At 58.8% G+C, this 13,596-nt stretch carries 12 protein-coding genes; 6 read left to right on the forward strand and 6 right to left on the reverse strand.

What is annotated here, in order from left to right:
• Window positions 1-4: 4 nt before the first annotated feature.
• The 6 genes from ccoO to EL199_RS12220 all read right to left on the reverse strand — a co-directional run bounded on the left by ccoO (window position 5) and on the right by EL199_RS12220 (window position 5,155).
• A complete protein-coding gene (gene ccoO / locus EL199_RS12195) occupies window positions 5-616 on the reverse strand; it encodes a cytochrome-c oxidase, cbb3-type subunit II (RefSeq protein ID WP_040356142.1) in 612 nt (203 codons plus the stop codon).
• Window positions 617-642: 26 nt separating this feature from the next.
• Window positions 643-2,061, reverse strand: a complete 1,419-nt coding sequence (gene ccoN / locus EL199_RS12200) for a cytochrome-c oxidase, cbb3-type subunit I (RefSeq protein WP_004142948.1) — start codon at window positions 2,059-2,061, stop codon at window positions 643-645.
• A 316-nt stretch (window positions 2,062-2,377) separates the two neighbouring features.
• Window positions 2,378-3,541: a polyphosphate kinase 2 gene (gene ppk2, locus EL199_RS12205; protein ID WP_004142946.1), complete on the reverse strand. Its 1,164-nt coding sequence runs from the start codon at window positions 3,539-3,541 to the stop codon at window positions 2,378-2,380.
• Window positions 3,542-3,685: 144 nt separating this feature from the next.
• Entirely contained in the window at window positions 3,686-4,153 is a 468-nt protein-coding gene (locus EL199_RS12210; protein WP_004142945.1) for a hypothetical protein, read from the reverse strand.
• Between the two features lie 21 nt (window positions 4,154-4,174).
• A complete protein-coding gene (locus tag EL199_RS12215) occupies window positions 4,175-4,588 on the reverse strand; it encodes a hypothetical protein (protein ID WP_004142944.1) in 414 nt (137 codons plus the stop codon).
• A 66-nt stretch (window positions 4,589-4,654) separates the two neighbouring features.
• On the reverse strand, window positions 4,655-5,155 hold the full coding sequence (locus tag EL199_RS12220) for a hypothetical protein (RefSeq protein WP_004142943.1): 501 nt from the start codon (window positions 5,153-5,155) through the stop codon (window positions 4,655-4,657).
• A gap of 173 nt (window positions 5,156-5,328) precedes the next feature.
• On the opposite strand from EL199_RS12220, the gene EL199_RS12225 reads away from it, so the two are divergent.
• The 6 genes from EL199_RS12225 to EL199_RS12250 all read left to right on the forward strand — a co-directional run bounded on the left by EL199_RS12225 (window position 5,329) and on the right by EL199_RS12250 (window position 13,576).
• Complete coding sequence (locus tag EL199_RS12225; RefSeq protein ID WP_004142942.1) at window positions 5,329-6,636, forward strand: DUF2157 domain-containing protein; 1,308 nt, start codon at window positions 5,329-5,331, stop codon at window positions 6,634-6,636.
• Window positions 6,633-7,232 (forward strand): GDYXXLXY domain-containing protein, encoded by a 600-nt coding sequence (locus EL199_RS12230; protein WP_004142941.1) that lies wholly within the window; start codon window positions 6,633-6,635, stop codon window positions 7,230-7,232. The genes EL199_RS12225 and EL199_RS12230 overlap by 4 nt, the downstream gene beginning before the upstream one ends.
• Before the next feature lie 198 nt (window positions 7,233-7,430).
• Window positions 7,431-10,253: a DNA translocase FtsK gene (locus EL199_RS12235; RefSeq protein WP_004142940.1), complete on the forward strand. Its 2,823-nt coding sequence runs from the start codon at window positions 7,431-7,433 to the stop codon at window positions 10,251-10,253.
• A gap of 222 nt (window positions 10,254-10,475) precedes the next feature.
• Window positions 10,476-11,336, forward strand: coding sequence for a LolA family protein (locus tag EL199_RS12240; protein ID WP_004142939.1), 861 nt, complete (start codon window positions 10,476-10,478; stop codon window positions 11,334-11,336).
• A 315-nt stretch (window positions 11,337-11,651) separates the two neighbouring features.
• Window positions 11,652-12,974, forward strand: a complete 1,323-nt coding sequence (locus EL199_RS12245; protein WP_040356054.1) for a replication-associated recombination protein A — start codon at window positions 11,652-11,654, stop codon at window positions 12,972-12,974.
• Complete coding sequence (locus EL199_RS12250; RefSeq protein ID WP_004142937.1) at window positions 12,971-13,576, forward strand: DUF6636 domain-containing protein; 606 nt, start codon at window positions 12,971-12,973, stop codon at window positions 13,574-13,576. Before EL199_RS12245 ends, EL199_RS12250 begins: the two co-directional genes overlap by 4 nt.
• Window positions 13,577-13,596 lie beyond the last annotated feature (20 nt).

The following is a 13,596-nucleotide window of genomic DNA, read 5'->3' on the forward strand; positions in this document are numbered from 1 at the left end:
CGTGTTACCGCTTCTGTTCTTTGAAGGCCACGCCCAGTCCTTGCAGGTAGGCAACCAGCGCATCCATTTCGGTTTTGTCTTTGAGCGCGTCTTTGACGCTCGCCACGTCTGCCTCGGTGTAGGGCTCGCCCAGTTTCATTTTGGTGCGGATGCTTTTTTCGGTGAGGGTGATGTCCGCAGGGGTGGTGTTCAGCCAGGGGTAGGATGGCATGTTCGATTCGGGGACGACGCTGCGCGGGTTGGTGAGGTGGCGGTGGTGCCAGTCGTCACCGTAACGGCCGCCAACGCGGGCGAGATCCGGGCCGGTGCGTTTGGAACCCCACATGAAGGGGCGGTCGTACATGGATTCTTCGGCGACGGAGTAGTGGCCGTAGCGCTCGGTCTCCCAGCGGAAGGGACGGATCATCTGCGAGTGGCAGCCGTAGCAGCCTTCGCGTACGTAGATGTTGAATCCGGCAAGGCGTAGCGGGTCGTAGGGTTTGACGTAGCTGTTTTCCGGACGCAGCTGGTTGTCGAAAAACAGCGGCACGATTTGTACGAGACCGCCCCAGATGACGGCAAAGAAGGTGAGGATGCCGAGGATAACGACGCTTTTTTCGATGCGTTCGTGGCTCATGATGTTCATTGTGGTTTCTCCTGGTCTCAGGCGGGCTGCGTTTGTAGTTGGGCAGCGGGCTGTTTGGCTCCGGCCACGGTTTTCCAGCAGTTATATGCCATCAGGCACATGCCGCTCAGGAAGAAGGCACCACCGAGGAAGCGGACGAAGTAGAAGATGTATTTTTTGCCGAGGATTTCGATGAAGCTGTAGGTGAGGCTGCCATCGGCGACGGTTTCGCGCCACAAGAGGCCTTCCATGATGCCGGCAACCCACATGGAGGTGACATACAGCACGATGCCGATGGTCGCCAGCCAGAAGTGCACGAAGATGAGGCGGGTGGAGTACATTTCGGTTTTGCCGTAGAGGCGCGGCAGCATGTGGTAGAGCGAGCCCATGGTAATCATCGCCACCCAGCCGAGCGCGCCGGAGTGGACGTGGCCGACGGTCCATTCGGTGTAGTGCGAGAGCGCGTTGACTTCTTTAATCGCCATCATCGGGCCTTCAAAGGTACTCATGCCGTAGAAGGAGAGGGCGACGAAAAGGAAGCGGATGATGGGGTCGGTGACGAGTTTGTTCCAGGCGCCGGAGAGGGTCATCATGCCGTTAATCATGCCGCCCCAGGAGGGTACCCAGAGGATGACGGAAAAGGCCATGCCGAGCGACTGCGTCCAGTCCGGCAGGGCGGTGTAGTGCAGGTGGTGCGGTCCCGCCCACATATAGATGGAAATCAGCGCCCAGAAGTGGACGATGGAGAGGCGGTAGGAGTAAATCGGGCGGCCGGCCTGTTTCGGCACGAAGTAGTACATCATGCCGAGGAAGGCGGCGGTAAGGAAGAAACCGACGGCGTTGTGGCCGTACCACCATTGCGCCATCGCATCGACCGCGCCGGAGTACACGGGATAGGAATGCAGCCAGTCAATCGGCAGGGCGAGGTTGTTGAAGATGTGCAGCACGGCGACGGCGATGATGTAAGCGCCGTAGAACCAGAGGCCGACGTAGATATGTTTTTCCTTGCGCTTGCCGATGGTGAAGAAGAAGACGTAGGCATAGGCAACCCAGACGACCGCGAGCAGGATATCGAGCAGCCAGGGCAGTTCCGCGTATTCCTTGCTTTGCGAGTAGCCGAGGACGTAGCTCAGTACGCCCAGTACCAGCACGGCCTGATAGCCGTAGAAGGTGAAGGCGGCGATTTTGTCGGAAACGAGGCGAACGCTGCAGACGCGCTGCACGATGTAGTACGATGTCGCAAAGAGCGCGTTGCCGCCGAAGGCGAAAATCACGCCGCTGGTGTGCACCGGGCGCAGGCGTCCGTAAGACAGGAAATCAATGCCGCCAAAGAGGGTCGGCCAGCGCAGTTGCGCGGCGATGATGACGCCGACCAGCATGCCGATGACGCCAAAAATAATCGCCGCCCAGGTGAACTGTTTGACGACGCGGTAGTTATAGGGTGTATCCATAGCCATCAGGATTACCTCATCATGTTCAATTTGTATAAAAAGGGAATTCCGGGAATGCCGGAAAGGTGAAATCAGGATAGCATTAAGCAAAGGCCTTAACAATCATCAAGGCGGGATTTTTTTGCGGTAAGTTCCGGTTATATCAGGAATTAAGACCAGTACCGTCTTATTTTGAAATAGTGTTTGCCGCCATTGGAATAAAAAATAACAGCGGTGATTTTCGAAATGGATTTGCCCCTGTTGTTGCCCGTGTCGTTAATGATTGGCGGGCATAAAAAACCGCCGCAAAAGTGATTGCGACGGCAGAAATGGCATAAACGGCTTAACCGTGGTCGATCGCCGAGCGCAGTTTAGCGTTATCCGTTTCGTACAGCGCCCCGGCGCGTACCACCAGGAGCGGGTCAATCGCGCCAATTTGCGCGTTGTCTTTTTCCTGATAGGGGATGCGGTGCAGCACGTAGCGCATTGCGTTCAGCCGCGCGCGTTTTTTGCAGTTGGATTTGACGACGATCCACGGGCTTTCCGCGGTATCGGTGTGGAAGAACATCGCTTCTTTCGCCGCGGTGTAGTCGTCCCATTTATCGACCGAGGCCTTGTCCATCGGGCTCAATTTCCACTGTTTCAGCGGGTGCGCTTCGCGTTCCTTGAAGCGGCGCCGCTGTTCGTCCTGGCTGACCGAAAACCAGAATTTGACGAGGATGATGCCGCTGCGGATGAGGTTTCTTTCGAAATCAGGCACTTCGCGCATGAATTCGTCGTATTCGGCGGGCGTACAGAATCCCATGACGCGCTCGACGCCGGCGCGGTTATACCAGCTGCGGTCAAACAGCACGATTTCACCGCGTGTGGGCAGATGCTTGATATAGCGCTGGAAATACCATTGCCCCGCTTCTGTTTCCGTCGGTTTTTCCAGGGCGACCACGCGCGCGCCCCGCGGGTTCAGATGCTCCATGAAGCGCTTGATGGTGCCGCCCTTCCCTGCCGCGTCGCGCCCTTCAAAGAGGATGACGATGCGCTGCCCGGTTTCTTTCACCCATTTTTGCAATTTGAGCAGCTCCACTTGCAGATGGTATTTCTGTTTCTCGTAATTTTTGCGGCTCATGCGGTTTTTGTAGGGGTACACGCCTTCGCGCCAACCGTCCACCAATTCATCGTCCGGGCGCAGTGTGCTGTCCTCGCCACTGCTGACGCTATGACGCAGAAACAGGCGGTGTACTTTTTCCAGGTCATCGGGCGAAAAACTGGCAAGCACGGTGTCTAAATAGCTGCCCGCCTCGCCCATGCGCCCGTCGGCGATGTCGCGCGTGATGATGTCGCGCAGCGCTTCTGCCTGGCTGTCCTCGGCGCGCTGCACTTTGGTACTGATTTCATGCGCTTCTACCTGCGGCGAGCCGGGTTTGCTGATAGGCTCAACGTCGATGATTTTTTCCATGTCAGACGCGGCTTGACGCGGCTTGCGGGCGGGATTTTTTTTAACGGTTGTCATGGGAGTCTCCTTACAGTTGATGAATAGCCAAGGTTGATATTAGCGCCAGTCGCACGCGCACTCCAGCGCGGCGGCATTTTTTTTTCATCTGGCCACCGCGTCGCTATTAAAAAACCCGCCGAAGCGGGAGATTGTCATGGTTTTTTAGGGCGATGCCGCTGTTTTTTCCAGCCCGCAATCTTTTTCAATCTGCATGTTTTTCGCACGCCATTGTTCCTGCTCTTCGGCAAGTCCTGCCGCATCAGGATTAACCATTTCTTTTTCCAGCAGGTTAATGTGGGTATCAAAATCGGTCTTGTCTGCAGCGCATTTGCAGTTCTCCGCCTTGTCTTCCCCAAAATGGATCGTGCAATCGCGCACAAATGCCGTCTTGAACGCTTCCATATTTTCACGCAGTTTGCCAAACAGTTTTTGCGCAATTTGTACTTTCGTCGGTTTTTCTCCGCTGGTTTTGGATTCCGTCAAAAGTTCTTGAATCGTCGCTTCGCCCATTTTATCCATAAAGGCTTGCGTGTTGGTCATTTCACCAGAAGTCGCTGTCTGTGCAGTGGCGGGAATCGCCGAAGCGGCCAAAAGCAGCGCGGCAAGCATGGGGTACAGTTGTTTTTTCATGAGAATTCCTTTTTTAACGGATTACAGGTTACAGGCTCTTTTAATTTCATTTTCTTTTTCACCCATTTGTTTTTGAATTTCGTCCCGCTGGTCTTTATTCAGCATTTGTTGTTCCAGCTGTTTCAGCGTCTCATCAAAGTCCGTCTTTTCGATGAAGCATTTGCATTCTTTGGCTTTATCTTTGCCATGAGCGCTGACGCAGTCGCTTTCGTAGGCTTTCTTGAAGTCATCCATGCGCGCGCGTAGTTTCGCCATCAGCTTTTTGCCAACGGCTTCTGGCGTTGGTTTTTTGCCATCAGTATCTTTCTGCAACTCTTGCATGGTCTCTTTGGCTGCTTCAAGTATCAGCGTTTTGGAGGCGGCGAGGTCTTCGGCGTATGCGTTCACACTTGCAAGAAGTATTACGGCAAGCGGAATTTGTAGCAGTTTTTTCATGAATATTCCTTTTCAATCCGGGCAGGGATAAAAAGCCCCGCAATGCGGGGCTTTTTAAATGGGTAATTAACCTTTTTTACCCATTGCTTCTTTCATTGCTTTTTCGGTAGCGTCTTTCATGACTTTGAAATCAAGATCGCAGGCTTTGTAATTTTCTTCGGTTTTGGCTTCCAGCGCTTTGGTATCTTCTGTTTGCTGCGCTTGCGGGTTAGCCATTTGTTTTTCCATCAGGGCAAAAACGGCCTCGTAGTCGGTCTTGTCGGTGACGCATTGGCATTTGCTGGCGCTGTCCTGGCCGTAGAGTTCGGCGCAGTCTTCGGTGCCTGCTTTTTTCATGTCATCGAGATTGGCGCGCATTTTTTCGATCATTTTTTTGCCTACCGCTTCCGGTGTCGGCGCTTTACCGCTGCTTTGCGCTTCTTTCATCACTTCCGTCATGACTTCGTTGCCGATTTTCTGGCCGAGTTCCTGGGATTTTTTGCCTGCGCCAATATCTTGGGCGCCCGCGGTCAGCATGGCACCAGCGAGAAGCATTGCGGCGAGTGAGGTTTGCATCAGTTTTTTCATGAGGGATACCTTTATATCTGTTTGTGTGAACGAAATGTCCCGTCACGACGGGAACGGCGCTGATTGTAAGCGATTTGCGCGGCGATTGCGCATCGCTACGGGAATTTTATTTTTTGCGCGCCACATTTTGCGTATCATGCGCGGCAAACCGTTACTGTCAGAGGGTCTTTGTTATGAATCAACGCGCGGCCTTTTCCCGCGATTTGTTGGCGGAGCTGCCACTGTGGGAGCAGAAGGGCTGGATTTCGCCAGAGCAAGCGGCACGTTTGCGTCAACAGTACGCGCTTGCCAAGCCGCATAGCGGCGCGTGGTGGCAGCTGGTGCTGTCGCTGTTTGCGGTGCTGTGCGTCAGCGCCGGTGTGATTGCGCTGTTTGCCGCCAACTGGGCGGCGTTATCGCGCGAGGTGCGCATCGTGCTCTCGCTGACACCGCTGCTTTTGGCTCAGTTAGCCGTGCTTTATGCGATTTATGCGCGGCCAGACAGCACCGCTTGGCGCGAATGCAGCGCACTGACGCTGGCGCTCGCCGTAGGTGCGGCGATTGCGCTGATTGCGCAGACTTATCATATTGAATCCGACCTGCCCGCATTCTTGCGTGTCTGGTTGTGGCTGGCGCTACCACTGCCGTTTTTGACGCGCGGCTGGGCAGTCGCCTTTTTCGTCGCTTTGCTCACGCACATCTTGGGTTTCCATACGCTTGGCCGCTTCCTGTACGCGCCTGATGTGTTCTGGCGCTGGGAGTATCCGGCCTATATGTTGGCGCTGCTCGCCCTGCTTCTGTGGCAACGACAACGCGGCAGCGATTATCACGACCAGCACTACGCCTGGCGAACTTTCGCCGCAGGCAACGCACTGGTTTTCGCCCTCGCGCTTTGCAGCGAAGGTACGCACGGCGATTTCCTGCCGGTATGGGTTTGCCTCGCCACGTGGTATCTCGCCAGCCGCACGCTCGGTGGACGCAATGCGATGGCGCTCGTGTTCCAGCTGGTTCTCGCCTTCATCCTGCTTTTCCCCGATTTGTTGAGCGAGCGCACCGATGGCCACGGTCTGCATTTCGTGCTTACGCTCAGCCCGCTCACCGCCGTCAGTGCCGTACTGTTCGTCTTCGCGCTATGTCGCTGGAAACGTTTGCACGGCTGGGATATTGCCTTCGCTGCGAGCGGCGTTCTCCTTTACTTCCTTGGCACGCAGCGTGAGCTTTTCGGCCAACTCTGGCCGTGGTTGCCGACGCTGGTCGTGGTCATTCTCGGTCTGTGGCGGGCGCGCATAGCGCTAGATCACAGCCTGTTCGCCGTCAATGCCGCGCTTATCTGGGTGCTGATGGCGCTGTTCGCCCGCTTCGTTGCCGACGAATTGCCGCTATGGCTGAAAGGCATCGTCTTTATCGGTGCCGGTACAGCCTTCTTTATCCTCAATTTGCGCCTTGCCCGCCGCCCGCAACGTAGCGCCCCCGCCGCTGTTATCCCGGAAGAACAACCATGAAACGCCTCGCCCTGCTTCTGCTGCTCCTGCCGCTGTTCGGTCTGCAATGGGCCGTCCCCGTCGCGCAAATCCTGCGCGGTGAAACCATGCTGCGTGAAGGCACGGCGCTACGCCTCGCGCTACAACCCGTTGATCCCTACGACGCCATGCGCGGTCGCTACCTTGCCCTCTCCTTCACCGAAAGCACGCGCGAACACAGCCTGCCGGACGGCATGCGCCCCGGCGACACCCTCTACGCCGTACTCGGTGCTGACCCGGATGGTCTTGCACACATCACCCGCCTGAGCCGTGAGCCGCAAGACAGCGCCTTTGCCTGGAAAATTCCGACCGACACCCCGCCGGGCGCGAAAGTGCGCATTGATATCCCGCTGACCCGCTTCTATCTGCCGGAAGACGATGCCGTACTCATTGACGAAAACCTGCGCTGGCGCGGCGACGGCGAACGCCCGCAAATCGCGGCAAGTCTCGGTGTGCGCGTGAAAAACGGGGCGATTGTCGCCGAAAGCCTGTGGCTGGATGGCCGACCCTACCGCGAATGGCTGCTGGAACATACAGACAGCACCGCGCAGAAAAAGCAGGCAACGAAAGAAAAATAGCCGCCCCCAAATAGCTGCGCGGGGGTCAGCCGTACTCATCTGAAAACGGCTGCGCTGCCTCATTTCCCGCTCCGCGACATCATCAGGCGCCCCACGGAAAACGCACCGCTCTCCCCTACGCTGCGCGTGCAAAGCGCCCTGTATTTTTTTACAATGTCGCCCTTTTATAACGTCTTTTTACGCGGTTCACCATTCATTATGTCCCCTCCCAATTCGACCGAAAGCTGGCGCTATCACCTGCGGCGCGGCGTTTCCGATGTGCTGTTCATCATCATGCTCGTCCTCGCCTTTTTGCTGCTGCTCGTCCTTTTTGGCTATCACAACACCGATCCGGGCTGGAGCACCTCCGGCGCAGCGCAGGAAACCCGGCATTTCTTCGGAATTTTAGGCGCTTATACAGCCGATGCGCTCTTTTCACTGCTCGGTTACGCCGCGTATTTGCTGCCGCTCGGTCTCGGTGCTATCAGCTGGCAGAGTATGCGCCGCGCCCAATTGGATGCGGAGTTGATGGGCTGGAAAGCATTTGCCCTGGTGATTGCGATCGTTTCGCTGTGCGGGATTTTGTCGCTGCATTCCACTACGGTCATCAATTCGCTTGCCGTCACCGGCGGCGGTATCGTCGGGCAGAAGATGACGATCGAACTCCTGCGCATGTGGCCGGTGCAACTGGTGATGTGCATTTATACCTTGCTGTTTTTCATCGGCATCACCCTGCTGTTGGAGATGAGCTGGCTGCGCATTCTGGAATGGGTCGGCCAGCGCGGGGTCAATGCCTATTCTTGGCTGTGGCGCAAAGTCGATAGCCATACGGGCAAACCGCCACAAACGCCGGATGCGCCAAAACGCAGCCCGTTCGCGCCGGAGCCGGAAGTTGATGCGGATGCGGATAGCGCGACGGCAGCGGGTAAAACCTCTACCTTGGCGAGCGCCAGTGCAGCATTGCGCGACCGCCTGCTGGCAACAGTTACGAAATACAAAGCGCGCCGTGCCGGAAAACCGCGCCCGCAGCACACGCCAGTGTTTCAAGCATCGCCCGCCGCTTTTGATGCGACAGATGAGGACGATCTGCCGCCATTCCGCGCGCCGCCACGGCATGAAGCGAACGAAGCGCCGCAACGCAGCGAGCCGAACATCAGCTGGGCGCATTACAAGGCACAAATCGCGCCGGAGCCGGAAACCACGCCGCCAATGGATGATGACACCGGCGATTACCGCCCCAAGAGTGATTACTTTGCCCGCCGCCAGAGCGAAGGCTTGCCCCTGCGCGATGAGGCGCCGTGGCCAGCCGCTGCCGCCAATGATGCGGCTAACGACGGCGATTTGGACGTCTCTGACGACGATTTTGCCGCGCTGGAAGAAGAATATGATCCGCCGCCGTTTACTGCGGACACGCCCGAACCGCCTGCCGAATCGCGCAACGAACCGCAACTGCGCGTGCGCCTGAACAACGCTCCCGGCGCGGGCGCAGCCGCAATTGCCGCGCGCCGCGTGCCGTTCACCGCACCGAACCGCGTCGAAAAAACCTACCAGCTGCCCGCGCTGGATCTGCTCAACCCCGGCACCACCGCTGTCGCCAATTACAGCGACGAAGAACTGGACGAAATGGCGATGCAAGTCGAACAAGCGCTGAAAAACTACAAACTGAGCGTGCGCGTCGAGAACATCATCGTCGGCCCGGTCGTCACCTGCATCGAACTCTCGCTCGCGCCCGGCATCAAAGTCAGCTCCATCACCAACCTGGAGCGCGACATCGCCCGCCTGCTCTCGGTACAAAGCGTGCGCGTGGTGGAAGTCATCCCCGGCCGCCCCTTCATCGGCCTCGAAATCCCGAACCGCAAACGCGAAATGGTACCGCTGCGCGGCGTACTCGAATCGCCGCAATACCAAAAAGAACGCTCGCCGCTGACCGTCGTCCTCGGCGCGGACATCAGCGGCAAACCGGTCATCGCCAACCTCGGCAAAATGCCGCATTTACTCGTCGCCGGTACCACCGGCTCCGGCAAATCAGTAGGCATCAACGTCATCCTCGCCAGCATGCTCTACAAGGCGAAACCCGACGAACTCAAGCTGATTCTGGTTGACCCGAAAACTGTCGAACTCGCCATGTACCGCGACATCCCGCACCTGCTGGCGCCAGTCGTTACCGACATGAGCGACGCGGAAAACGCGCTGCGCTGGGCGGTCAATGAAATGGAGCGGCGCTACGAACTGATGGTCGCGCTCAAAGTGCGCAAACTGGACGAATTCAACAAAGTCATCCACGAAGCCGAAGCGCGCGGCGAACGCATCCCCGACCCGCTGGTCGATCCCACCCTGTTCGTCGGCCTCGCCAACCCCGCGCCGGACCTGAAACCGCTGCCGCACATCGTCATCGTCATCGACGAACTGGCGGACATGATGATGGTTGCGGGCAAAAACGTCGAACAACTCATCGCCCGCATCGCGCAAAAAGCGCGCGCCGCCGGCATCCACATGATACTGGCGACACAGCGCCCGTCGGTGGACGTCATCACCGGCCTCATCAAATCCAACATCCCGACGCGCATCGCCTTCCAGGTCTCGTCCAAAATCGACTCGCGCACCATCCTGAACAGCCAGGGAGCCGAATCACTGCTGGGCAACGGCGACATGCTCTACCTCGAACCCGGCAAAAGCGCGCAGCGCGTGCATGGCGCCTTCATTGACGACAAAGAAGTCGACCGCCTCACCACCTACCTCAAAACCCAGGGCGAGCCGCACTACGAAGACATCACCGACCCCGCGCCCGCAGGCGGTGGCAATGGCAGCGGCGGCAGCGGTGACGAAGACGGCGAACTCGACCCGCTCTACGACCAAGCGGTACAACTCGTCATCGAATCCGGCAAAGCCTCCATCTCCGGCCTGCAACGCCACCTCAGCATCGGCTACAACCGCGCCGCCCGCATGGTGGACGTGATGGAACGCGCCGGACTCGTCTCCCGCCCGGACAACAAAGGCATCCGCAAAGTGCTCACCGGCGGCGGGGGCGGCGAAGAATACTGACCGCCCTGCCCTCCCCTGCGCAGCGGGGGAGGTGCGGAGAAAAAATACAAAACGCGCGCCGCGACAACGCTGAAAACCCCGGTGTCCATACCATCCCCATTTACATACACCATGAGCGCTCAAGTGTATGTAAAAAACCTTACCGCCCCTTCATGCCTTGCCAAACGCCGCGCAAGCCCCCATCCACTAAAGTCGCCCCCTTTGAACCCACAAGGAACCCCGATGAAAAAACACCTGACCACAGCCCTACTCGGCCTTGCCCTCATCCTACCCGCCGCACACGCTGCGCCTGAAGCCCCGGCCAAAGACAAAAAACCCGCAGCGGCGGCCAAAGCCCCCGCGAAAAAAAACACCGACAACAAAAAACCGGCTGCCGCCAAAGAAAAACCCTTTGCCGCCGTCGTCAAACAACCCGTAGAGCGCGACAAACCCTTCGCCGCTGCAGTCAAACAGCCGAGCGCAGAAGCCCCTGCCGCCGAAGCACAAAAAACCGCCGCCCCGGCTGCACCCGAAGGCAACGCGCTGGACGCTTTCATGCGCGGCACCAAAGACCTGCAAGCGAACTTCACCCAAACCATCTACAACAAACGCGGCACCGAAACCAGCGAAGGCAAAATGTGGGTCGCCAAACCGGGCAAATTCTACTGGGACTACCAGCGCCCCAACCCGCAGAAAATCATCAGCAACGGCAAAAAGGTGTACCACTACGACATCGACCTCGAACAAATCAGCGTGCGTAGCCGCAGCGAACTCGTCGGCGACGTCGCGGTCGAACTCCTAAACGGCGAAGACAACGTCTCGCGCAACTACAAAGTCGAGCGCACCGTGAAAAACCTCGCGCCAGCGCGCCTGCAAAAATACATCGGCAGCGGCGTCAGCTACCGCTTAAAACCCAAAACCCACCAAGAAGAATACGACGCGCTCTGGGTCGTCCTGGACGGCAACGCCATCACCGCGGTGATGATAGACGGCGGCGGCACCCAGACCATCCTCACCTTCAGCGACATGAAGCGCAACAGCGGCATCCCCGCCAAACAATTCGAATTCACCCCGCCGCCCGGCGTGGACATCGTCGGCAAATAACCCCTCCACTCTCGCAGCAACAGCGGGAGTGGGTTTGTAATTCGCCCTCCCCTGCGAAGCGGGGGAGGGTTGGGGAGGGTGTGTGAAGAATTCACGTAGCGACAGCTCCAATACATAGAACATCCCCGCTGCCCTGTAAAACGTAGGGTGGGTCTTGACCCACCACAACGAACCGCTTGATTTGCGCGGCGGGGCAAGCCCCGCCCTACCAAATCAAAACACCCACTATAAGCGTGCGCCCCGGCGCCCCCATTTACATACACCATGAGCGCTCAAGTGTATGTAAAGCCTACCCACTACCAACCAGAGAACCTCATGAGCGGCCAACCCTTGCTCTTTACCCGCAACGGCGACGCCCCGCTCGCCGACCGCCTGCGCCCGAAAACCCTCGCCGACTACATCGGCCAGCGCCACATCCTCGGCGACGGCATGCCGCTCGCCGTTGCCATCGCGCAAAAAAAACCCTTCTCCATGCTCCTCTGGGGGCCGCCCGGCTGCGGCAAAACCACCCTTGCCCTGCTCCTCGCCGACGCCTTCGACGCGCGCTACATCCGCCTCTCCGCCGTCTTCTCCGGCGTCAAAGAAGTCCGCGAAGCCGTGGCGCAGGCCCAACAAGAACGCGCCATCGGCCGCAAAACCATCCTCTTTATCGACGAAATCCACCGCTTCAACAAAGCCCAGCAGGACGCCTTCCTCCCCTACGTCGAAGACGGCACCCTCATCCTCATCGGCGCCACCACCGAAAACCCCGCCTTCAACCTCAACAACGCTCTGCTCTCGCGCCTGCGCGTCTTCCATCTCAAGCCCCTGAGCGAAGACGAACTCGCGGAAAAACTGCGGCGCGGCCTCGCCGCCCTCGGCCTTGAAGCGGACGAACCCGCCATCGCCACCCTCGCCTACCAGGCAGGCGGCGACGCGCGCAAAGCCATCGGCTGGCTGGAAGAATGGGCGTTGTTGCGCCGCCAGGGCATCGACAGCGCCGCCGCGCTCGCACAAGCGCTGGCAGACCAGCCCAAAGCGCTGGACAAACAGGGCGACTGGTTCTACGAACTCCTCTCCGCCTTCCACAAATCGCTGCGCGGCTCCAGCCCGGACGGCGCCATGTACTGGTTCGCGCGCATGATAGACGGCGGCGCCGACCCGCTGACCATCGCGCGGCGCATGCTATGTGTCGCCAGCGAAGATATCGGCAACGCCGACCCGAACGCGCTCAGCCTCGCCCTGAACGCCTACCAGACCTACGAGCGCCTCGGCGCACCCGAAGGCTACCTGGCCCTCGCCCAGACCATCACCTATTTGGCGCTGGCGCCGAAAAGCAACGCCAGCTACAAAGCGATGAAAGCCGCCTTTGCCTACGTCCGCGCGAACCCCGCCCACCCCGTGCCGCTGCACCTGCGCAATGCGCCGACTGCCGTCCACAAAAACGAAGGCTACGGCGCAGGCTACCGCTACGCACACGACGAACCGCAGGCCTACGCCGCCGGCCAAACCTACCTGCCCGCAGAAATGGCGGGCATCCGCTTCTACCACCCCAACCGCCGCGGCTTTGAAATCAAACTGGCGGACAAACTCGAACAACTGCAAGCGCTGGACGAACAGACGAACACACCACCCAACCCCCACCGGAGCCCATCATGAAAACCGCCTTCCTCCTCGCCGCCCTGCTCGCTGCGACCGCCAGCGCACAAACCGTGCCCCGCCTCGAACCGGCCGACACCAGCCCCATCATCCAAGCGCCCGAGACCGACCCGACCCACGGCGCCATCATTCCGGCCGAAGGCATAACCCTCGAAGAGCGCGCGGAAGACGGCAACGACACCGAAGCCATGCCCAGCCTGTTCCGCCACGAATTCAACTTGCCCGGCAGCGCCGACGACGGAGACCGCATCCACTGCGGCGGCGACGTGCGTGACCACACCATCCCCGACTTCGCGCCCTACCAGGGCGTGCGCTGCACCACCCGCTACCCCGTGAGCCGCGAACTCGCCCAACCGCGCCCCGCCGACTGCGAACTCAACTGGGGCTTCACCTTCATCCTGCCCGCCCAAGGCAAAGCGGAAATCCGCTGGAAATGCCGTGGCGACACCGACTTCGCCTACAGCAACACCCTCGCCCTCGAAGACGGGCAAAGCCTCAAAGGCGACGGTTGGCAATGCCAGCGCACGGGCGACAGCATCACTTGCGAGAATGCCGACAAACACGGCTTCACTATCGGCAGCAAGGCGCAAAAGCTGTTTTGATACCAACCGCCCAAAGAAAA

It is taken from the genome of Cardiobacterium hominis (assembly GCF_900637305.1).
In the GTDB taxonomy this organism is placed as follows: Bacteria; Pseudomonadota; Gammaproteobacteria; order Cardiobacteriales; family Cardiobacteriaceae; genus Cardiobacterium; species Cardiobacterium hominis.